Origin of the sequence: Paenibacillus sp. FSL H7-0940 (assembly GCF_037979415.1) — a bacterium.
In the GTDB taxonomy this organism is placed as follows: Bacteria; Bacillota; Bacilli; order Paenibacillales; family Paenibacillaceae; genus Paenibacillus; species Paenibacillus amylolyticus.
The window spans coordinates 562287-586157 of sequence record NZ_CP150280.1 but is presented as its reverse complement, the minus strand read 5'-3'; the positions used below and the strand labels follow the sequence as shown (position 1 = coordinate 586157).

At 47.1% G+C, this 23871-nt stretch carries 15 protein-coding genes; 9 read left to right on the top strand and 6 right to left on the bottom strand.

The window, feature by feature from the left end:
• Positions 1 to 112 precede the first annotated feature (112 nt).
• Positions 113 to 1150, bottom strand: coding sequence for an FAD-dependent oxidoreductase (locus MHB71_RS02465; RefSeq protein WP_340028779.1), 1038 nt, complete (start codon positions 1148 to 1150; stop codon positions 113 to 115).
• 21 nt (positions 1151 to 1171) lie between these two features.
• Positions 1172 to 1558, bottom strand: coding sequence for a helix-turn-helix domain-containing protein (locus MHB71_RS02460; RefSeq protein ID WP_047843861.1), 387 nt, complete (start codon positions 1556 to 1558; stop codon positions 1172 to 1174).
• A 140-nt stretch (positions 1559 to 1698) separates the two neighbouring features.
• Between MHB71_RS02460 and MHB71_RS02455 the strand changes: the two genes are divergently transcribed.
• Entirely contained in the window at positions 1699 to 2052 is a 354-nt protein-coding gene (locus tag MHB71_RS02455; protein ID WP_340028778.1) for a DoxX family protein, read from the top strand.
• 227 nt (positions 2053 to 2279) lie between these two features.
• On the opposite strand, the gene MHB71_RS02450 is transcribed toward MHB71_RS02455, so the two are convergent.
• Complete coding sequence (locus MHB71_RS02450; RefSeq protein ID WP_340028777.1) at positions 2280 to 3209, bottom strand: DUF5050 domain-containing protein; 930 nt, start codon at positions 3207 to 3209, stop codon at positions 2280 to 2282.
• A 212-nt stretch (positions 3210 to 3421) separates the two neighbouring features.
• Between MHB71_RS02450 and MHB71_RS02445 the strand changes: the two genes are divergently transcribed.
• On the top strand, positions 3422 to 5383 hold the full coding sequence (locus MHB71_RS02445; RefSeq protein ID WP_340028776.1) for an AraC family transcriptional regulator: 1962 nt from the start codon (positions 3422 to 3424) through the stop codon (positions 5381 to 5383).
• 180 nt (positions 5384 to 5563) lie between these two features.
• On the opposite strand, the gene MHB71_RS02440 is transcribed toward MHB71_RS02445, so the two are convergent.
• A complete protein-coding gene (locus MHB71_RS02440; RefSeq protein ID WP_340028774.1) occupies positions 5564 to 7087 on the bottom strand; it encodes an exosporium glycoprotein BclB-related protein in 1524 nt (507 codons plus the stop codon).
• A gap of 34 nt (positions 7088 to 7121) precedes the next feature.
• Positions 7122 to 7481 carry a hypothetical protein gene (locus MHB71_RS02435; protein WP_036617491.1) on the bottom strand — a complete coding sequence of 120 codons (360 nt, stop codon included), beginning with the start codon at positions 7479 to 7481 and terminating at the stop codon, positions 7122 to 7124.
• A gap of 888 nt (positions 7482 to 8369) precedes the next feature.
• Here MHB71_RS02435 and MHB71_RS02430 point away from each other — a divergent pair.
• The 5 genes from MHB71_RS02430 (at position 8370) to MHB71_RS02410 (ending at position 18881) form a co-directional block, all read left to right on the top strand.
• Positions 8370 to 10310, top strand: coding sequence for a carbohydrate-binding protein (locus MHB71_RS02430; RefSeq protein ID WP_076318806.1), 1941 nt, complete (start codon positions 8370 to 8372; stop codon positions 10308 to 10310).
• Positions 10311 to 10343: 33 nt separating this feature from the next.
• Positions 10344 to 12407, top strand: coding sequence for a family 43 glycosylhydrolase (locus MHB71_RS02425; protein WP_340028770.1), 2064 nt, complete (start codon positions 10344 to 10346; stop codon positions 12405 to 12407).
• A 121-nt stretch (positions 12408 to 12528) separates the two neighbouring features.
• Positions 12529 to 12762, top strand: coding sequence for a helix-turn-helix domain-containing protein (locus MHB71_RS02420; RefSeq protein WP_340030119.1), 234 nt, complete (start codon positions 12529 to 12531; stop codon positions 12760 to 12762).
• Between the two features lie 254 nt (positions 12763 to 13016).
• Entirely contained in the window at positions 13017 to 17987 is a 4971-nt protein-coding gene (locus MHB71_RS02415; protein WP_340028769.1) for a discoidin domain-containing protein, read from the top strand.
• 174 nt (positions 17988 to 18161) lie between these two features.
• On the top strand, positions 18162 to 18881 hold the full coding sequence (locus MHB71_RS02410) for an SDR family NAD(P)-dependent oxidoreductase (protein ID WP_036617480.1): 720 nt from the start codon (positions 18162 to 18164) through the stop codon (positions 18879 to 18881).
• 79 nt (positions 18882 to 18960) lie between these two features.
• Here MHB71_RS02410 and MHB71_RS02405 read toward each other — a convergent pair whose 3' ends face one another.
• Complete coding sequence (locus tag MHB71_RS02405; protein ID WP_340028768.1) at positions 18961 to 19989, bottom strand: hypothetical protein; 1029 nt, start codon at positions 19987 to 19989, stop codon at positions 18961 to 18963.
• A gap of 257 nt (positions 19990 to 20246) precedes the next feature.
• On the opposite strand from MHB71_RS02405, the gene MHB71_RS02400 reads away from it, so the two are divergent.
• Positions 20247 to 22322 carry a methyl-accepting chemotaxis protein gene (locus tag MHB71_RS02400; protein ID WP_180361896.1) on the top strand — a complete coding sequence of 692 codons (2076 nt, stop codon included), beginning with the start codon at positions 20247 to 20249 and terminating at the stop codon, positions 22320 to 22322.
• Between the two features lie 94 nt (positions 22323 to 22416).
• Positions 22417 to 23589, top strand: a complete 1173-nt coding sequence (locus MHB71_RS02395; protein WP_036617475.1) for an aminotransferase class I/II-fold pyridoxal phosphate-dependent enzyme — start codon at positions 22417 to 22419, stop codon at positions 23587 to 23589.
• Positions 23590 to 23871: the final 282 nt, after the last annotated feature.

Sequence of the window (23871 nt, the reverse complement as noted above, 5' to 3'; positions counted from 1 at the left end):
AGTTATGAGGAGAATCCGGTGGCCACTGGGGAAGTATAGAAGACTCCAACAAATATCCACAACGAAAAGGACATCGCCACTTGAGCGATGTCCTTTTCGTTGTGGAGTGACCCTAGAACCGTGAGAGGCGACAAGGGTCTAATTCATTTCTTGATTTGCCATCAATAATTTCACTTGCAGCCAGATTCGCAATCAGCGGCGCCAGCGTAATTGCAGAATGCATTAGCGTCAGATAAAGTCCATTCATGTGATCATGGAAGCCCACAATCGGATAACCGTCTTCAGGCATGGGTCTCCATCCAACCTTTATGCTCTCCAGTTCCAATTGATTACCGTGCTTGAGACTGCGACGCAATGTGTCGTAAGCTCGCTTACCGACCGCCTGTGGTCCGTTTTCCTCCGACTCGTCGATATAATCTTCCGCAGCCAGCAGCGTATAATCTGTCAGTTGACGCGCTTCAAATTGCGCATTGGAGATTAATGTGTGTATCCGTTTATTAGCAGTTTTCATCCGAATTAGAATCGAAGGTGACGAAGTTATTGGCACGTGACAACCTAACGGGTTACAAAGTTCGGGTGTACCTGTTCCTGCGGCCAATACCACAACATCCGACTCCACAAAACCCTTGGATGTATGAACACCAACCAGACGGGAACCCTCTTGCTTCAGCTGTGTAACGTTGGTGTCGAACTGAATCTTTGCTCCGTACTCTTGCGCTTTGCTCAACAACAGCTCCGTTACCGCAATAGGGTCCACCGCACCTTCTTCGCTGACAAACATGGCTTCACCCGGATATTCCTTCAGATTGGGCTCCAATGCCTCAAGCTGCTCCCGGTTTAATTTTTGAAAGTGTTGCTCCCTTAGAGGCGGAGTGTCCCAAGTTAGCGCACCATGCCAATGAATGTTCAGTTCGGACAACTCTTGCTGAAGTGTGTGATATTCTTCCACAGCTGCATCGTACAAATGCCAGTATTCAGGAGCCACTCTATGCGTCGTATGTATCCAGGCAAATGATTTTTCCGTGACTTCACGCGCCGCGGCTGAGTGGCGTTCAATAACAGTTACATCTTGATTTCGTTTGGCTAGATGATAGGCCATACACGCCCCAACAATCCCTGCACCAATGATCACAATTTTTTGTTTATTCAAAACTAACTCTCCCTTGTCACCCTATCCCCCCAAGGAATCGATTTTCCGAAGTTCGGAAGGGTTTGCTCCTTTTTCGTCTTCTTCGCCGTACAGCTTCTCCATATGCTGCATATGGCCGGCTCCCCAGTCGCTCATTGTCTGGAGCACAGGTTTCATGAGCTGTCCGTACTCCGTAATCGAGTATTCGACCTTAGGCGGAATTTGAGCATATACTTCGCGATGCACAATATCGTGATACTCCAGTTCTTTTAACTGCTGGGTCAGCATTTTTTTTGAAATATCTGGAATGGCTTTTTGTAATTCGCTGAACCGCATTGTACCGTTGCTCAGTAGTCGTAGAAGAATCAAAGATTTCCATTTACCCGTAAGGATATCCAAGGCCGTTCCGAATTTGCAATATACCGTCATTCTTATTCCTCACTTTCTGACCATACCCGGGTATACTTTTGGTTACCTGGTTAGGTTTAAGTGCCTACTTCCAGATTGGGCCTTCTCACTTTAGTATAGAGGCAGATATTAAAATCGAGCAAGTGAGGGGATAAGAAAAGATGAATGTAACGTTATGGATCGTACAACTTATATTGGCGCTAGGTTTCATATATTCAGGATGGATGAAAACCATTCGTATCGAGTCGTCAAAAAAGACCTGGGCCTGGGTCAATGATGTGCCAAAAAGTCTAGTTATTTTGATCGGTATCGCGGAGCTACTCGGAGCGCTGGGCCTTGTTTTGCCTTGGGCACTGAACATCACTCCGGTGCTTACGCCGATCGCCGCAATCGCTTTGGCTGTTGTCACACTGCTTGGATTGCTGTTTCATATTCGGCGTAAAGAGTACCGGGAGCTCGGCGTTAATATCTTCTTTATAGTTCTGGCATTGATCATAGCCTTTGGAAGACTATAAACATCGCACTAAGTAAACCTTCGTGGTCCGCTATGGCTCAGACGTCTCGGCTTGCCCTAACGGATGTGATCACACTGGAAGAAGCGGGTCACACAAATATGAAGTTGTATTCCGAAAGTTGGAGCGACTAGATCAATATAAGGAGAATCCAGTGCTACCGGGAAAACATATTGAAAGGTGACAAAAAGCCCGCCAGGAAGGCGGGCGAATATGACCAGATTTATTATTCACTTTCCATCAAGCCCAATTTTATACACATCTCCTTCTGGAAAGGTTAGGAATGTAAGACTGTTTCCAACTTGTCCTAAGAAGCGGTCATAATAATCTAAAGAAGCAAATTTATTCTTCTTACCTGTATAGCGATTATAAACATAAATAATACTTTTAGTATTGCCTACTTTGTCTATCGTATTTTTTCGGTAATAGAACTTATTATTCAAGTATGCTAAAGGATGAATATAACCATCTGATGCAAATGTCTTTTTTCTGGCTCCATCCAACTCTGCAAAGACACCTCTGGAACTATAGCCTCCATCTATCATCTCAGAAAAAAACAACACATTACCATAAAATTTGTATACTGACACACCTTTTGAGGATAATGATTTAGTTGCGGTACCATCTTTTTTCATACGATAAAACAAATCTGTATGCCGCTCCGTATAGTATACATACTCTTTATTAATCTCAAAATTATAAAAAGGAGATACAGGCAAAATAATCTGTTTCTTCGTACCATCTGTCTTCATTGAGCCATAAGACAAATCATCGTACAAATTACCGTTGTATTCACTTTTCACAAAGTAAATCGTATCTCCAGCTACATCAAAACTTGCAAAATTATCATCTCGGGATACGTAAGCGAATGCCGAACCATCTGTTTTAATCTTAGCGATAGAATAATGATCTTCTTCGTCCTCTACTAAAAAATAAATCCAATTCCCAATAATTTTTTGCTGTGAAGCTTGCTTATTATAAATAGATTTCGTTGTGCTTTTTTTGCCTGTAAACGTAGTAAAATTAATACCCACCATTCTTCCGTTGTCGTTATAACCCTCCCATATTAAAGAATTTCCAGAAGTTCCTGCACCATATGCAGGTACCACTCCAAATAACATGATCATACTTAATAGTGCTATTAACAATCTTCTTCCCATCTTGGTCTCCCTAAAATATGTATTTTTATACATCTGTTATTATAGATCGTTTTTTACCTGCAACACAATTCATTTAGACTTCGCAATATGTATATCGCATTGCAGCGGCTGTATTTCAGTTTTTTTGCAAGAAGCCACTAATATTATTATATAATAACCTCACCACATAAAAGGCTGGCTTCAACAGCTCATGGAAGGAAGACAACTCTCTATTGAAAGCAACCTTGAATGTACAAGAACACATACTCATCTGGAATTGTGCATCGCTCAAAATCATGGATGTACGACATATTGTCATACAGGCCGACGAGTGCGTACGTCCTTACCTGTTCCCTGCCAGCGCCTTTTTGTACGTAACGAATGGCAATGCAACCGTGATCTTAGATGGAAATGAGCATGCTACCAAACCATTTTATATGCTTCATGGGGGCAAAAACACCCGTCTGGACATCATCCTAACGGACGAATCCTTTCATTATTACCTGATTTTCTACAAAGCCTCCTTACCGCTATCTGGCAAGCAGCATACACTTCAACAACCGGATCAACCATTGCCATTCCACCTCCAGTACGGTTTTATTCCATATCATCCTGCCATCCTCTACGAAATCACTGAGCGAATGCTGGGCGAGTGGAATAAACCGGGACGCTTGGAGCGACTCCATACCAAAACACTATTCTATCAATTTGTATATGAATTGCTCAGGCAAATGGATCAACAGCAGGTAAGCATTGTTAGGCCCAACCTTGCTTCTCAGCTTATTCGCTATATGCAGGAGCACTACGCCAAGCCGCTGACGCGGGAAACCCTCGCTCACACATTCCATTACAGCGTCCCTTATCTGTCCAAGTACTTCCGACGTGAAACTGGCGCAAGTCTAATCGATTACTTAATCGGTATTAGGATGAACAAAGCAGTAACGCTGTTGCAAAAGACCGAGTTATCTCTGCAAGAAGTCGCTGCAAGCGTCGGATATGCTGATGTATCCTATTTTATAAGAATGTTCAAAAAACATACGGGAGTCACACCAAAGCAATTCAAGGATGAGTCCGGACAAGTGACAAAAGGTTCTTATCGTCCTATCCTTAGGCTTCGATCATCCATTGCTCTGCGTAAACTCCGTCGTTATATTGATATCAGAGATGATAATCATTATCAACATAGCGAAAAAGGAGATTTACGGATGTATAGAAGCAAACTACCTGTAGGAATTACCCTACTGTTGTGCCTAACTCTATTGGTTAGCGCATGTTCCAGGCCAGCAAACACGAATGGAAGCACTGGCAGTACGCAAAGTCCAACTGTAGGTGCAGAGAGTAATATCAGTAACACCACAAACGGAAGCTCGGAGATGGTAACCTATTCTGCGGTTAACGGTGAAGTACAAATCCCCAAAAAACCTCAAAGGGTAGTAATGGTTGCAGGAGCCTTTACCGGTCATTTGCTAGCTCTTGGCCTTAAGCCTGTTGGAACTGGTGATGAGTCCTTTAACAGTTATACAGAAGGAAAGCTCGATGACGTTGTCAACATCGGTAACGATGTACCCTACGAGAAAATCATGGAGTTGCAGCCGGATTTAATTGTCGTTTGGAATGACCCTGAAACGATCGAAAAGCTGTCCAAAATTGCGCCGACCGTCGCTGTTGAATATGGAATACCTCTACGGGAGCAATTGATGGATTTTGGCAAGATGACTGGTAGAGAAGAGCAAGCGAAGGCCTGGATCGCAGAGTGGGATGCTAAGATCGCTGAATATAAACCACTCGTGGAGCAAGCGGTAGGTGATCGCACGGTTTCGATTTTTGATACGGGAAGTGCCAAAGAATTTTATGCCTACGGGAGCTTTGGTAGAGGTGGAGATATTATTTATGGAGAGTTTGGCCTGAAGGCACCGCCGATCATTCAGAAGGAAGCCATCGATAGCGGCAAAGGTTGGGCCAAGTTATCACTTGAATTGTTACCACAATATGCAGGAGATTATATCTTTGTAAGTGGATGGACAGGTGATGAGAGTGGGGATTCCGTTTTTGAAGGTCCTATCTGGGATAACCTCCCTGCTGTCCAGAATAATCACGTTTATCGCGAGGAAAGCCGTGGCTTCGTGTTTAGTGACCCAATTTCGTTGGAAGCCCAACTTAAATTTGTCGTAGACAGCCTAACCAAAACAGAGTGAAATTGAGTAGGCCACGGTATGTACGAGGCGAGGAGCAATCCTCGTCTTTTTATGTTTTTGTATAGTCCTTATCTTTCATTTGAAGAGAGTTTGAAAACAAAAGCACACACATAAACAGGGACCTCTCACCATGTTGGCAAGAGTCCCTGTCTTTAAACTTGTTATATAGCCCATTTTCCGTTAAGTGATGGTAAGGCCGCCACTTGCATATCCCGCTACCGTTGTAGCCACATCAATTCCGGCTGTTACTGATGCTGAGAACACCATAAGCAGGCGGTCACCGGCAGATACCGGAATACTCAGTCCTGTAGTCACCCCGCTGGATATTGTGCCCAGTGCCAAAATGCCAGTCAGTGGAGGAGCTAAGGTTACCAATGCACCCGGTACAGCTGTAAAGGAGTTATTAGGTGTAGTGGATCGGAATAATTGTGCAGTTAAGGTTACTGTAGATCCAACCAAACTAAGTCCGGCTGTTGTGCTGAAATAAGCGGCCAGTGAAGTAATCGTTCCTGCACGCGATGCTGAGAAAGCAAAGTTAAGCAATGTGCCTGCAGCGCCTGTGAGATCAATAATTCCTCCGTTAACACTTACTCCGGTAGAACTGTTACCAAAACCAACTAAACTGGAAGTATTCAAAAGTCCACCCAAAACTGTAGTCAACACAACAGGAAGTCCTGATGCATAAGGAATAATTGTTCCAGAACCACTCGCACCCGTAGCCCCGGTTGTACCTGTTGCTCCGGTTACACCTGTTGTACCTGTTGTTCCTGTTGCTCCCGTTGTACCTGATGCGCCTGTTGCTCCCGTTACTCCGGTCGTACCTGCTGTGCCTGTTGCTCCCGTTACTCCGGTTGTACCTGCTGTGCCTGTTGCTCCGGTTACTCCCGTTGTACCTGGTGCGCCTGTTTCTCCTGTTGTACCTGCTGTGCCTGTCGCTCCTGTTACACCCGTTGTACCTGCTGTGCCTGTCGCTCCCGTTACTCCAGTTGTACCTGCTGTGCCTGTCGCTCCTGTTACTCCGGTTGTACCTGATGCGCCTGTCGCTCCTGTTACACCCGTTGTACCTGCTGTGCCTGTCGCTCCTGTTACTCCGGTTGTACCTGCTGTGCCTGTCGCTCCCGTTACTCCGGTTGTACCTGCCGTGCCTGTTGCTCCGGTTACTCCCGTTGTACCTGCTGTGCCTGTTGCTCCGGTTACTCCCGTTGTACCTGCTGTGCCTGTTGCTCCGGTTACTCCCGTTGTACCTGCTGTGCCTTGTGCTCCTGTTGCACCTGTCACTCCAGCTGTCCCTGGTGTGCCTGTCGCCCCCGTAGCCCCAGTTGCGCCTGTAGCTCCGTTGATGCTTGGGGTTTCACCCAGCAATTCGGAAGAAACCAAACGATGGGCTGTTACCAATGCGCCTGTGCTGCTCTTACCCCATACGGATACTTGCACAGGATCATTAACCGTCGCTGTTGTTGTAAAAGTAAACTCGAAGGCATCTAAATTGGCAAAATAGTTGTTGGTTACTATTTGATTAGGTGCGATGTCAAAAGACTCACTGACATACAGAACCCTCATTCCACCACTCATGTAATACCCTTGTATTTGTATGGTTGAGGTACTCACATCACTACGGTTATCAATTTTGACTGTAACTGTCTGAGTCGGCCTTACACCGCTAACAGCATTATTTTCTATTGGCCCTGTTGATAAAAAGCTCATCGCTACATCTCCTCTTTTGGGGATTTCTGATCTCCTAGATGTCATTAACTGTTTTTTCGTGCTCCACCACCCGGTGTGCATCTACCAATTGCCCAGAGGCTTGTTTGCCCCACACTGAAATCCCTACTTCCTCCACACCTTCCACGTCTGTTCCAAAAACAAACTCAAAAGCAGCTAAATCTGCAAAATAAGTTCTGGTCACTGCTTCATTAGGAGCAATACTGATTACTTCACTCACATACAGCGTTCTTGTTGTGCTTAGCACATACCCCTGAATGGATACTGTTACAGAGTCCACCTCAGCCCGACTTACCAATCTAATCGTTACCTGTTGGGTCGGTCTAACCCCGGAAACCGGATTGTTTTCAATCGGCCCAGTTGACAAAATAGCCATTTTTCCCATCCCACCTTTATGAACCTCTGACTCTAGCAGTATTTGGCATAAGCTCACTCGATAGTAATATTCAAACACTCAATCAACGGTGTGGACAAAACACAGGGGGCACCCCACCATTATCACTTAACAACCTTCTACGCTCAGGGCTTTAGCTATACAAAAACTGGAATATGTAATGCAATGTCAAAGTTGGTCAGCAAGTAAGAGTAGATTTTGTTATGTAACCAGGATCGATTCCCGAAAAAAACGAAATGACCGTCCCCCTGGGAGATTCCAGGGAAACGGTCACAGCTTAAGACGTCTTTTTCTCGTATCTAACTCATGGGGCGAGTAAAGCTATGCTTGAAAGTGTAGTTTTATAGAATACGAGATCGTATTTTACCATCAAGCCCAATGTTAAACACATAGAATAATAATGGTCTTCTTCATCCTCTACTAAAAAATAGAAAAAGATTGTATTATCTTAAAATTGTGATATGATATCGTCAAGTTAATAAACATTTAAAAGAAAATATGAAAAATAATTACATTTAAATGTGACCAAATCTCTTTCTTCGCCAAATTTCATTGTTCTAACCCATTTTATTGAAAGCGATTACAAAAAGAAACCTGACAGATTATAGCTTTTCTAATCGCACCCACAGATGCAGGCTTACTTCGGGTTATAGCCACTCCCCTTGCTGCCGTGACCACGTACCCGGTGCACAGGTTGTCTGGCTTAAACCATATATGACAACATGAAGACTTATCCTAACAGTCAACCTAACCATTATTTCAAGAAGGGGGTGACATGAGGAAAATCTTTTCGTTTTTTCTGCATTTCATCATCTCAGCTATCCTGAATTTCAGCTCACCAACTAACCCAATCTCATGGAGGCGAAACGTATGATTCGTAAACCGCTAGTTTTGTTGTTGTCGTGTCTGCTAATCTTTGTCACCCTGCCCGTTGAATCGAGCCATGCAGCCAATGCAGCCGTTGCCAAACTTCCTGGAAACTCTAATCCCCTCATCGATCATAAACTGGGAGCCGATCCTTATGTGCTCGTCCATAACAATCGGGTCTATGTCTACATGACAGGTGATGCATATCTGTACAACAGTGACGGCTCTGTCCGAGAGAACCAGTACAGCACGATTGGGAAAATTAACGTCATTTCCTCAGCTGACATGGTGAACTGGACAGACCATGGTTCCATCCCGGTAGCGGGTGCGAATAATGCCAATAATGGACAAGGAATTGCCAAATGGGCTACCCAGTCCTGGGCTCCTGCCATGGCGAAGAAAACCATTGCTGGCAAAGAAAAGTTTTTCCTGTACTTTGCCAACTCGGGTGGAGGTATTGGCGTACTCACGGCTGATTCCCCCATTGGACCGTGGTCCGATCCAATTGGTCGTGCCCTCCTGACTCACGGTACACCGGGTATGTCCGGCGTAACCTGGCTCTTTGATCCGGCTGTACTTGTCGATGATGATGGCTCTGCTTACTTGTATGCTGGAGGCGGCATTCCGAACGATACCAACGCTGCTTCCATTGCCAATCCCAAAACAGCTCGGGTCATTCGTCTCGGTGCCGACATGACCAGTGTGGTGGGCAGTGCTGTGACTATTGATTCTCCTTATATGTTCGAAGATTCTGGCATCCACAAGTATAACGGCAAATATTACTACTCCTACTGCATCAACTTCGCGGGAACACACCCCACTGCATATCCAAAAGGTGAGATCGGATACATGGTCAGCGACAGCCCGATGGGGCCTTTCACGTATAAAGGACACTTTCTGAAAAATCCCGGCACGTTCTTCGGTGTAGGCGGCAATAACCACCATGCCGTGTTCCAATTCAACAACGAATGGTATGTGGCGTACCATGCGCAAACGGTAAGCAAGGCATTCCTCGGTGATGGTAAAGGGTACCGTTCCACACATATCAACAAACTGACACATAATGCGGATGGAACAATCCAGGAAGTTCAGGGGAATATGACAGGTGTACCTCAGACCACTAACCTCAACCCGTATGTCCGCGTGGAAGCCGAAACCATTGGCTGGCAAGCAGGAATTAACACTGAACCGAGTCAAGCGAGCGGTGGACCTGTAGCCAATCAGAATGTCACTAATATTCATAACGGGGATTGGATCGCGGTCGGCAATGTTGATTTTGGCTCAGCTGGAGCCTCCAAGTTCAAGGCCAATGTCGCTTCTACCGGAAATGGCAACATCGAGGTTCGACTGGACAGTCCGACAGGCCCACTAGTTGGAACACTTAACGTAAGTTCAACTGGCGGTTCGCAAACTTGGCGCGAGATGGAGACCAATGTTACCAATGCTACAGGGGTGCATCGTTTGTATCTGGTGTTTACAGGCTCGGGCAATGGAAATCTGTTCAAACTGGACTACTGGCAGTTCACATCCGGTTCGGGCGGCAACCCTAACCCTAACCCAAATCCTAATCCCAATCCAAACGTTACGCGTTACGAAGCCGAGAATATGACTCTTGGCGGCCAATACGCTGGCGTAATCAGTTCCCCTTTTAATGGAGTCGCTCTTTACGGGAACAATGATTATGCAGCATACAATCAATATTTTGCATTCCCAACCCATCAATTCTCTGTCCGCGGCGCTTCCAACAATAATAATACAGCCCGCGTTGATCTGGTCATCGGGGGTGTAACCGCTGGTTCTTTCTACTTCACGGGAACGGAGCCGACCGTTCAAACCCTCACCGGCATCACTCACGGTACAGGCAATCAGGAAATCAAGTTGGTCGTAACAACGGATAATGGCACTTGGGATGCTTACATTGATTATCTGGAGTACTCGCTTTAATTCATAGGACATGATCAATTGGGAGGATAGAATATGTGGAAAAAAATCAGTGCTCTTCTACTCGCTCTTCCTTTGCTTATAACATCATTCCCTTTGACAAGTCCGGCAGCTTCGGCCGCAACGTTCAGCAATCCGGTTATTTACGCGGATGTTCCTGACAGTGACGTCATTCGGGTAGGCAATGCATTTTATATGACAAGCACAACGATGCATATGAATCCGGGAGTCCCGGTCATGAAGTCTTATGATCTGGTCAACTGGAGCATCGCAAACTATGTATACGATACGCTTGGAAACGGGGATATACAGAACCTGAACAATGGACAAAACGAGTATGGGCGTGGTTCCTGGGCGAGCAGCTTGCGGTACAACAACGGTATATATTATGTGGCCTTTGGCTCGCTTTCTACGGGCAAGACGTATATTTACCAAACCAGCAATATTGAAACAGGGCCATGGACACCTTACACATTGAACAGTTATTACCATGACCCCTCCCTTTTGTTTGACGGGAATCGAACCTTTCTTGTTCATGGCAGTGATAACATCAGTATCGTTGAGCTGACACCTGATGCCAAAGCCGTTAAATCCGGCGGGCTCAATCAGGTCCTGATTCCAAACGCAAGCAGTGTTGCCGGCTCCAACATGATTGTAAAGGCAGAAGGAGCACACATTCAGAAGATCAATGGTATGTACTATGTATTCCTGATTGCCTGGCCTTCGGGTGATGGTCGCATTCAGCTTGCCTATCGTGCAAACACATTGACAGGTCCATACACAGGTAAAGTTGTACTCAGAGACTCGGGAATCGCCCAAGGAGGCATCGTGGATACCGCATCCGGCGCTTGGTACGGCTTGCTGTTTCGTGATAGCGGAGCCATTGGGCGCATCCCCTATCTTGTTCCAGTAACGTGGTCGGATAACTGGCCTGTGTTTGGGGTGAACGGCAAGGTTCCCCTTAACATGAATATGCCCGTTGAAGGTCAGCCTGCTGCCAAAATCTACGGGTCCGATGAGTTCAACGCAACCACATCAGGCACACCCTCAGTAACGCAACTGTTAGTGAACGGCGGCTTTGAGGAAAGTAGCATTCAGCCCTGGACCAGCAACAATACGGCAACCATCAACTTAACGAATGCCGAAGCATTCAGCGGTACAAAAAGCCTGCTCGTCAGCGGCAGACAGCAGACAGCAGGCGGAGCCAAACAGATGGTTACAGGCAAGCTGGTACCGGGAGGAACATACTCTTTTTCGGCAAAGATCAAATACACTACTGGTCCTGCAACCAAAACGTTCAATCTTAGCATCCAGAACGGTGCAAGTTATACCGGAATTACCATTATGGGCAGTGCGACGTTAACTCGCGGACAGTGGGGTACCATTCAAGGTACGTATACCGTTCCGTCAAATGCAGACCTGTCCCAAAGCTTTATTTTTGTGGAAACACCGTATAACTCGAATCCGGACCCGACCAATGATTTGATGGCGTTTTATGTAGATGACGTCTCCCTGACGAGCAATTCATCTTCCGGTACATCCAGTCTCGGTACTTTCTGGCAGTGGAATCATAACCCTGATGCTGCCAACTGGTCCCTGCTCCAGCGGCCCGGTTTCATGCGGTTAACCGCAGGCAAAATCAGCAAAAACCTGTTAGAAGCCCGCAACACCCTGACACAACGAACCTTTGGTCCAAAAAGCACGGGGATGACCGCTTTGGATACAGCCGGCATGAAGGATGGTGATTATGCTGGACTTGCTGCTTTTCAGGCCAAATATGGTTTTGTCGGCGTAAAAAAGACGGGCAGCACCAAATCCATCGTTATGGCTAATGCCAGTTCCGGCACCATGACTGAAGTAGCAACTGTGCCATTAAACCAGAACAGAATCTATCTACGCGTCATCTGTGATTTTACGAACCAAACCGACAAAGCCTACTTCGCTTATAGCCTGAATGGCAGCAACTGGACAACCATTGGCAATACACTTCAAATGTCTTACACCCTGCCACACTTTATGGGATATCGGTTTGCACTATTCAATTATGCAACGAAGTCTACCGGAGGATATGCAGATTTCGATTATTTCCGCGTAGAATAAATGTAGTTTTATTCGGTTATTAATGTTTCGTTTATTGATCAGGACCTGGACTTCACCATGTGTGAGCCAGGTCCTTTTCAGTACATTTCTTATGAAGAGTTTCAGCTTTTAACTTTTAAAAATCCCGGAACAAGTGTTAATTCAACAATTGTGCGAGCTGGAGCGGGACGGCCTTGTCACCAGACATGTCTACCAACAGATGCCTCCCAAAGTAGAATATGGACTTACAGAATATGGCGTTACCGCCAACACCATCGTGGATGTCATGTGTGCTTGGGGGAGGGACAATATTGCTCACAGGCAACAACGGGGCGAAGATATCGTATTGTTGGAGAACAACGATTACGAATCTTGATTTCACAGTTGCACATTCCCCATACATTATGTAGGACATATGTCTCTTTTTCCACGAAAACGATTAAAAAACCTTTATATTCCAGACAAAATGATCGATATACAAAATGGGGCACCTGAATATCCCGTGTTGAGCATTGGATTCATATCTCACAAAAGCAACATGGGAAACAAAATGATACATACGGTAGCGAGAAAGAGAAGAAGAGAAGCTCTGTCTGGTGAGATGGCAAGGGCTAACAAAGGAGTAGTCATATGAAGGTACGAACGAGTCAAAGAGGAAAAACACGCAACATCTACATGAACTTGCTGTTATCTGTTCTGTTGTTGATTAGCAGCATCCCGCTGTGGCCGGTCTCAAAAGTGAACGCCGCTGATGAGGAACATCATCTGTTATCCCTGAACCGGCCTGTGTACAGTTCCTCATCTCTGGGCGGCAATACGGCAGATCTTGTGGTTGACGGCAACAAAAACAGCCGCTGGGAAAGCATATGGCAGCAAGATCCGCAGTGGATCTATGTTGACTTAGGCACGGTGGCCTCCATCTCGGGCATCTCCATCCAGTGGGAAAATGCGTATGCTTCCGCCTTTGATCTGGAAGTATCCAACGACGAGGTCAACTGGCAGTCTGTTTACTCGACAACAAAGGGGCAAGGCGGCCTGACAGAAATTGAGGTCACAGCGGAGGCACGATATGTGCGCTTGTTCAGTCATCAAAGAGCACAGCCAGCCTATGGCGTCTCTGTATACGAATTCAATGTATATGGGACGGGCGGAGCAAATCCACCTCCCAAACCATTAGCAATGAACCTTGCACTAGGACAACCGGTTACAGCATCTTCGGAAGAAATTGATGAGCCCAGCCGTTCAGCCGAGGATAAAGCCAAAATGGAAAAAGGGAATTACGAAGCACGGAATGTAACGGATGGCCGTCCGGATACACGCTGGTCTTCCATCTACAAGGATCAGGAATGGATTGTTGTAGACCTTGGACTAGTCCGGGAAATCGGGAACGTATCCCTACAATGGGAAAACGCTTTTGGACGTGCATACGATATTCAAGTATCAAATGATGCAGACCAGTGGACTACATTATACCGGGAACTGCACAGCGACGGTGGACGGGATGAGATTCCGGTATACGCCGAAGCACGGTATGTGAAATTAGCCGGACTTGGCAGAGGAACAACCAACGGATACTCCCTGTACGCATTCGACGTCTACGAGTATATCGAAGGCGATGCCAAACCTGTGCATACAATTCCGAATATCCCTGAACCGTCCTCGGTAAAGGTGGGTTCCGGCAGTTACGCTGTAAATGACATCACCATGCTGCAGCCGAAAAACCCGAAAAATCGCACGGCTGACATCACAGCGCCCCTCCCTTCCAATGACTGGTGGCAGTCTATTCTTGTATCCGATCTGGGGGATGGCAACAGTTTGGTCACACTCCCGCTTAAAAGCAGATATACCAAACAAGGACTTCAACTTCTGAATCCCGGAGCTGGTTACGTTTCGGCTGATGGCGGTTCTATGGACGCTGACGGTGAACCGGATCTGATCATGAGCACCAGCAATATGAACCCGGCGGAGGTAAATACCAAGGTGGCGGGATATGGGGATTATTCCGCAACGATCATCATGAGCGATGATGACACAGCCAAAATGAATACCACGTTTGTGAAAGGTTCCCCTTTCCTGTACAACACCTTCGATAACCCGGATACCATTATTGTTCGTTCTCCCAACATCACACGTCTCTTCGATGATCAGAACCGTGAAATTGTTCTGAATGATGGAGAATCGCTGACGGCCGATCATATCGGTGTTGAAGTAACCAATCAAGACAGAGCGCCCACGCCTCAGACCTTTACAAGAAACTACGGGATCTTTGCACCTGAAGGAACCGTATTTATGAAACTTGGCAATACGCTCAAAATCAAGCTGGGCCAGAGCGAAAACTATCTGTCACTGGCTACCCTGCCGTCCGCGGCAGAACTGTCTTATTATTACCGGCATGCCTACGCCTTTGTAACCGATACAACAGTGGACTACAATTATAATGAGAGCACTTCACTGGTAACGACTACCTTCAACTCGGTAACCCGGACGAAGCGGGCAGGCTTTTCATCCGAGACACTGATGGCCTTGTTGCCGCACCAATGGAAACTAGCGACTACTCCGGTTACGGAGCTTGCTTACCCTTCCATTCGCGGCATGATGAAAGTAAGTGAAGGCAATACGTTTACGACACAAGATCGATTCTATGGCATTATTCCGCAATTTGTGGAGCCAGATGATCCAACCTACTCGCGTGCACAATTAATCAGCTATCTGGATCAGCTTGACGCGGATACGGCAGGCAATCTGATGAGCGAGGATCCTTACTGGCAAGGGAAAAAGCTTCATCCGCTTGCGCTGGGTGTGCTCATCAGCGACCAGATAGGAGATACGGTACGACGAGACAACTATCTGTCCCTGCTTCGAACCATTTTGACAGATTGGTATACCTATTCGCCGGACGAACCTTTGCACTCGTATTATTTTTATTATTCGGATGAATGGGGAACCATCTTCCCTTACGGTAGCGGATTCGGTGTTAATACCGGATTGACAGATCATCATTTCACCTACGGTTATTACGTTTTTGCATCGGCTGTACTGGCCACATATGACAAAACATTCTTGCAAGATTACGGCGACATGGTTGAGCTTCTGATTCGGGACTATGCCAATCCTTCACGGACAGATGATCAGTTTCCATGGCTTCGCAATTTTGATCCGTACGCTGGTCACTCCTGGGCAGGTGGTTACGCCGATAATCGCAGCGGGAATAACCAGGAGGCCGCAGGAGAAGCGCTCTTTAGTTGGGTCGGCCAATATATGTGGGGTGAGGTGACAGGCAACAAAGCCTATCGCGACACCGGGATCTGGGGCTTCATGACCGAAGAGAAAGCTGCCGAGCAATACTGGTTTAACTATGACGGGGATAACTGGCTGGAGGATTACCAACACGCTACGGTAGGTCATGTGTACGGCAGCGCCTACCTGTATGGAACGTACTTCTCTAATGAGGCGGAGCATATTTACGGTATTCACTGGCTGCCGCCAGCAGAATGGATGACCTATTATGGACGTGATCCGCAGAATACTAAGGCTCTCTACAATGGTCTCATTAAGGACCTGGGTGGTCAGCAGGAACGCACATGGCAGCATATTATCTGGCCATTCCAGTCCATTGGAGACCCGCAAGGTGCTCTAGCCAAATGGAATACGAGTGAGATGCAGCAAAATGAAGTCTTTAACGCGTACTGGTTCATGCACAGCATGGCTTCTACGGGAACACGCACGATGGATATATGGGCAGATGATCCGGCAGCAACCGTGTATGAAAAGGACGGCGTCTATACAGCGCAAATCTGGAATCCGTCCGACACTGTCAAAACCGTTCATTTCTACAATGCCCATGGCGCTTTGGGTTCGGCTACCGTGTATGCCAAAGCGCAAGTAAAGGTTAACCCGCTGGAACATTCCGTCGTTAAACAGCCGGATGCCTCTCAGGGTGTAGTCTATCTCGATCGGAGCCAATGGAGCATTACGGCATCCTCCAGTTCGGAGCCGGTAGAGCACATGGTGGACGGTGATCTGACTACACGCTGGTCATCCGGACAGATTCAGAAGCCCGGCGATTGGCTGCATATCGATCTGGGTGGCGAACAGTTTATGGATACGGTATTCATGAACTCCGGCAACAACGGCGGTGATTATGCTCACGGGTACGAAATCTACGTATCCAAAGATAACGAGAACTGGAGCGAGCCTATCGCAGAGGGAGCAGGAACATCTCCAAGTCTGTCCGTTGATTTGGGCATGCAAACCGCCCGTTATGTCAAAATTGTATTGACTTCCTCTGCAGACAGCTGGTGGTCGATCTCTGAACTCAAGCTTGCCCGATTTGGCAAACTTGAAGCAACACCAGAGCTCCCACAGCCCGTACCGCCTCCAGATCGCTCTTCATGGATCGTAACCGCCTCCTCTACTCAAGGAGCAGATGTTACAGCCAATATGCTGGACGGAAGTTCAGATACACTATGGACAAACGGTAGGAAGCAAACCAAAGGACAATGGATTACCATTGACCTCGGCCAAAAGAGTTTTTTCGATGCCATAGAATTGGACCCGGGCCATGCGAAAGAAGACTATCCGAGACAGTATCGGATTTATGTCTCGGATGACGGTGAACACTGGGGCACATCCATTGCGGGCGGCGAAGGCACGCCTGGACGCATGTCCATCACCTTCCCTGAACAGCAGGCACGTTATGTGAAAATGGTACAGATCGGGGATTCCGATCAATGGTGGTCGATCTCCGAGTTGTTTGTTCATCATAATGGAACGGGCAAACAAAAGAGGCTGCTGCCAGATGGCTGGTCCGTGACAGCTTCCTCCGGAGACGATGCAGCGGCTATACTCGACGGCTCGGACCAAACACGCTGGACCTCCGGTCAGACTCAAACAGGCGGCGAATGGATTCAGCTTGATCTGGGAGCCTCGCAGCCAGTGAATCGGATTGTGCTGGACAGCGCGCACAGCCGGGAAGACTTTGCTCGCGGTTATGAAATATATACTTCTCTGGATGGAGAGCATTGGGGAAAAGCCTTGGCTTCGGGTGAAGGATCAGATGCGCTACTTTCTATCGCTTTTACACCGCATGAGGCACGTTATATTAAGGTCGTACAGACAGGTACCGATTCTCATTGGTGGTCCGTGGCTGAATTAGAGGTCTATACCGCTGATCAGACACCTTGGATATCCGGGGAACAGGATCATCTGCTACCTGTTGAACTGGATCGAACATCATGGACAGCGACTGCCTCCACCTCTGAAGATGTTGCGGCGATGCTCGACGACGATCTGAATTCACGCTGGACCTCTTCATCTGGTCAACATGCCAATCAATGGGTCCAGATTGATCTGGGAAGCAAGCAGAGCTTCAGCCGCTTGACAATGGACTCAGGCAGCAGCAGCAACGATTATGCTCGCAGCTTCCAGTTCTTCACTTCTGAGGATGGCGAACGTTGGGAAGGGGTTACGGAAGCACTGGGAACAGGACCTGTCATCTCACATACGTTCTCCAAACAAACGGCGCGATACATCAAAATTGCCTTGACCGCGGACACTCCCGAGTGGTGGTGGTCCATCGCCGAGTTAAAACTTTACCATTAATGTTATCATGATCTCTCCAACCATCTCTCTCCCGTCCTTGCGGGGCAGAGGTGGTTTTTCTTGATAAGGATGAAGCATACCTCATGTAAACTTCATGTTCCATATATCACCTTTATAGTAAGATATAGATTAATGTAAATATTATTAATTTCTAATCGATAAGGAGGGCTTTATTTGAAAAATATAATTGTCTTTGGTGCAAGCAAGGGATTGGGCGATGCATTTGTCAGAGGTGTGCCACAATCCGGTGATAAGGTCTGGGTGGTCTCCCGCAGCAAGCCGGAAAGTCTGTCCGTGGAGGATGGCGTCGAGCGAATATGGATTCAGGCTGATCTTTCCGAGCTTCAGGCCGCAGAGCAAGTTGCCAGCCAACTTCAAGGCGAGACGTTGGATGTGCTTATTTATAACGTGGGGATCTGGGAAAAGGAAGGATTTGAAGAGCACTACACGTTTGATAAGGATGAACCCGCAGATATCAGTCAGCTGATCCATGTGAATGTGACTTCTACAATTGTATGTATACAGGCTTTACTGCCTCAGCTCCGCCAGTCTGAAGCAGGCAAGATCATCCTGATTGGTTCAACAGCCGGTTTGAGCAATGCAGGCAGCAGCCAGGTTTCTTTTGTCGCCTCCAAATTTGCCATACGGGGTATTACGGAAGCTCTAAGAGAACATACGAGGAATGACCGCATCGCGGTGACATGCATCAACCCGGGAGAACTGGCGGCAGAAATTCCGTATGAAGACGGGATGGAACGTGCACTGGCCGAGTATGATGGGACCCGCATTCCCCTGCAGGATATGGTCTCCATCGTTCGATGTATCATCAGCTTGTCCAAAGCGGCCTGCGTAAAAGAGATCAACATGCCTGCATTAACGGATACGAACACCTAGATAGCAATGACATCTACACGCCTCGATCGGTCCGTTCACCGGAGTGCGCTCTGTATACACATGCTGGACAGAAGCCCGTTTACATTAATACATGCGATAAGTGCGCAATACCTATAGAATTCAGACGTTCATGCTCAGGGATATTTTCATATAACAAATGGGATTTTCCGGCCTTGTCCAGGTGATCACGCATAGCTGCAATTCGTCCTTTGTTAACATCAATAAAACGAAAATCGATTTGGCGCAAATGCTCCAGCCCGGTCAGTCCAGCAAACGAATCCGCCTTGAGCGCCGTATTAATCTCTTTCAGTTCAATAGACTCCAAAGCACGGGCTGTCCATAGATGTGTCGTATCCCGCCACGATTTCATATAGTCCAGTTCGAGCTGTCTGAGAGAGGTCATATGGGAAAAGTCGCATAACTGCTCCAGCTTGGGCAATGACAGATGCAGATATTCCAGCCCGCGCATCTGTTCGAGTCCCTGAATACTCGTCAGTTTGCGAACAGAGCTGAGCTTCAACATCGAGATGGTCGACTGTGTCAATACATCCAGTCCGCCTTTTAACTCGCAGTGATCCAGAGACAGATACTGAAGCATGGGCAATTCCGCTAACACATCAACACTTTCGACCGTGCAGTTCAGAATGAGCGTATGCAGTTGAAGACATGCCGCAATGGAAGCAAATCCGTTGAATTTGCCACGCAGTTCAAGAAAGGTCAATCGTTTGTAGTGTTTAATAAAATCGAGCCCAGTCGCCTTTGCAGGTGAATTCAATCTTAAGAACTGCAGTTGCTCCATCGCACCCAGAATCGTCAAATCCTGTGCCTGCGAAAGATCAAGCTGCAAGGCAGACACATGTTTCAACTGTGCCAGTCGCCCCAAAAATCCGGATGAATATACCCCTTTAGGGTCCATATGTGATATGTGTAGAATCAGATCCGGCCGGGCAGAAAATACTTTGGCATCGAGCTCGGCAAGGTCCTCGTATGTATCCGCGTCAACGCGAAAATGAACCGTTGCTCTGCGACGCAACAGATGCACCGCCTGGTGCATCTTTTCGGCATTCCATGGAACCCCCTGTATTGAAGCATGCCATAACTCACTCACAGATAATCCCCCTTTTCCATCCATAGTTCCAATTCATTCCATTATAAACAAGATCGCCCGGATGAACCACTACCGATCCCGTTTTTTCATTCCTTTCCTCTTTTTTCATCCCTCCCCTTTCACCCTGCTCATACTCATGCCTTTCCTTTCCGTCGCTTTCAGGATTATTCGACAGAAATCTACATAAAACTATAGATTAAGCCGACATATAACTTAGGCGTTTTGAGCTTTTTATTAATCATCTGGGGAGATGGAATATGTCGAACATGTTGAACAAGTGGGGGAAAACGGGAGCACGGACATCCAGTATGGCAAATACGTTGTCCATTGTGCTGCTGATCATTATCGTAGTTGTCTTTGCCGTGCTGGGAACATTTATGTTTGCAAGCACACGAAACATTCTGGTGAAACAGCAGGAATCCATGCTCCAGACCAAGACACAAGCCATTGTTAGTGAATTTGATGCACTATTCAAGGAAAAAGGTGCACTGGTCAAGCAAATGTCCACCAACACATTATTTCAGCAATACATAGAAACAACAGCATCTGCTGCGGATGCGAAAAGTTCAACCTACGCTGCGGAAACACAGGCGACACTCGCCGCTATCGTTAAGGCAGAGCCTTCGTTTGCCGATGCCTGGGTCGCGGGTCTGGATGGAAAAGGCTTTTGGATTCAAAATGATGGTGTCGTATCTGCACCGGACTTTGATATCCAATCACGTCCATACTACAAGCCGGTTACCGACGCAGACGGACTTTATTTCTCCGATCCGTACATTGATATTGCAGCAGGCGATGTACTCATGGGTATCTTTTATCCGATCAAAGACGAAAACAATACCACGATCGGCTTTGCCGCAGCGGATATTGCATTCAAGGATATCCCGGCGATTATGGAGAGTTATTCCCTTGGAAGCACGGGCTATTCCATGTTGCTGTCCAAGAGCGGGGAAATTCTGTACCATCCGGATCAAGAGAAGGTATTAAAGGAGAACATCCTGAACAGTACGGGGGACATGGGAGACATCGGCAAGAAAATGCTTGCGGGTGAAAACGGCGTACAACTTATGAACGACAATGGGGAACGTCGATATATCGGCTACGCTACCAGCAAAGATACGGGATGGTCCGTTGGTCTGACTATATCCGAAGAAGAAGTTCTTGCGGAATTAAAAACATTCACGTGGATTACACTTGGCGGTTTTGCTGCAGCCACCCTTCTGCTTGTGATTATCTGTTACATTACCCTTCGCCGTCTGTTACGCTCCATACCACAGCTGCTGGCCAAGATTAAACAGATTGAACAAGGTGACCTGACTGTCAAACTGGATATCAAATCTAATAATGAAATTGGACAGATCGCCACCGGCTTGAATTCCATGGTGCAGAAAATTCAGGGCATGCTGCAAATGGTCGGCAGCTCGGCGCAAATCCTGAACCAGTCGTCGAATGATCTGCAAGCCATCTCCTCACGAACGGCTGTGACCATGAATGACACATCAACAGCCATCAACGAGATTGCCAATGCTACGAATTATCAGTCCATCGAAACGGAAAATATCTTACGCAAAACAGGCTCATTATCCAGCCAAATTGATGAAATTGCTACCGATGCGCAGGCTATGGGAACGGTCGTGCAGACATCTGCTGATCAAAGCAGCCAAGGACTTGCGGTCGTGGAACAATTATCGAAATGGTCCGAGGAAAACCACCTGTCCACCCAAGCAATGTCCTCTATTATCCAGGAGATTGACCTGAGTCGGAATGAAATATCCAGTTTTGTGGATACAGTCAAACAGATTGCCTCTCAAACGAACCTGCTCGCCCTGAATGCCTCCATCGAGGCTGCACGTGCTGGCGAACATGGAAGAGGATTTGCCGTCGTTGCCGAAGAGGTCCGCAAACTTGCAGAACAGACGGCTCAGGCAACAGAGGAAATCAACAAAAAGGTGAATGTTATTGAAGAGAAAACAACCCTGTCGGTTGAACATACCATGCGCGGTATGAAGATTGCGGAGGAGAATGCCAAATCCGTAGAAGATACCAAACATGTTTTCTTCAGTATTAACAAAGACCTGAAAGATCTACAGCAACGTATGATGCAGATTACCACTAATACCGCCAATGTACACAAACACAAAGATGAGATATTCCAGGCACTGGAGATTATCTCATCCACCACAGAGGAGAACTCGGCATCGACGGAAGAAGTAAGCGCCAGCACGCAGGATCAGCTGGATAGTATCGAACAGGTAGCGGATCTGTCGAAACAGTTGAACCAGCTATCTGGCAAACTGCAAGACGAACTAAGTCAGTTTAAAGTAAAGTCATGATCCGCAAGCTTTCCCCTGCTCTTCTCTTTTAGTCGCTGTCCATTTATTATTAATGAATATGCGTACGAAGAGGATTGGAGGCTGAATCATCATCATGAACTTTGCCAAACGAATGGATCATTTCAACGAAGGAATTTTCACCAGGTTGCTGGAGATCAAACGCCGCAGACTGGAGAACGGTCAGCCCGTTATTGATCTCAGTGTGGGTACGCCGAATATCCCACCTGCGCAGCATATTATAACTGCACTATGCGAGGCCGCTGCTGATCCGGCTAATTATATATATGCTGTGAATGATCAGAGTGAGTTGCTGCAAGCTACAAGCGATTGGTACAAGCAACGCTATCAGGTCGAGTTAGACCCAGCAACACAGATCTGTTCCTTGCTCGGTTCACAGGAAGGGCTGGCACATATATCCCTCTCCATTGTCGATGAAGGTGATCTGGTGTTAGTCCCTGACCCCTGCTATCCAGTCTTTGCGGATGGACCGTTACTGGCAGGTGCAGAACTGTATTATATGCCGCAAAAAGAAGAAAACGGGTATGTTATTCAGCTTCAGGATATACCGGAAGATATCGCTCATCGAGCAAAATTCATGCTGGTCTCCTATCCTAACAATCCGACAACTGCGATGGCACCGGATCAGTTCTATCTTGACCTGATTGCCTTTGCCAAGAAGTATGATATTATCGTGCTTCACGATAATGCGTACAGCGAGCTCGTGTTTGACGGAAAGTCATGTGGAAGCTTCCTCGCATTCCCTGGCGCCATGGACGTCGGTGTGGAATTCAATTCCCTGTCAAAAACGTACGGACTGGCAGGAGCTCGAATCGGCTTCTGTGTGGGCAATGCAACCATGGTCTCCATGCTGAAAAAGCTAAAATCCAATATGGATTACGGGATGTTCCTACCGGTCCAAAAAGCAGCAATTGCCGCCATTACCGGTGATCAATCCGAGGTTGAACGGGTCAGAGCAATCTATGAACAGCGAAGAGACATCCTCTGTGATGGATTCAGCAATCTCGGTTGGCCCATCGCTAAACCTGAAGCAACGATGTTCGTCTGGAGCCGGATTCCGGCGCACTACGACAGCTCGGAGCAATTTGCCATGGATCTGGTTACACATGCAGGAGTCATCGCAACCCCAGGCAGTGCCTTTGGTCCTTCAGGCGAAGGTTACGTTCGATTCGCGCTTGTTCAGGATAATGAAATATTGCAACAAGCGGTACAATCCGTCGATGACAGCGGGATTCTGAAATCCAGCTAACGGGAGTACGATTCGAATGTGCTCAAGCAAAAAGTCCCCTCAAGGTCCACAGAGAGTAAGAGTTTCACGTTTGATAACGTGGTCTCTACTTCTTGTAGACGTGAGGGGATTTTGTCATTTGCAGATGAACTAGCCATTCATCGGGTAAGGTTATCTGTGGGTACCACGTCAGGTCCAATGATCCAATATCTATGCAACCGGGTTAAACAGGAACATAAGATCATGGCTGGAGGGTATACCGTGACAGCAAAAAGCCTGCTCGGGGAGCAGGCTTCAGGTTTG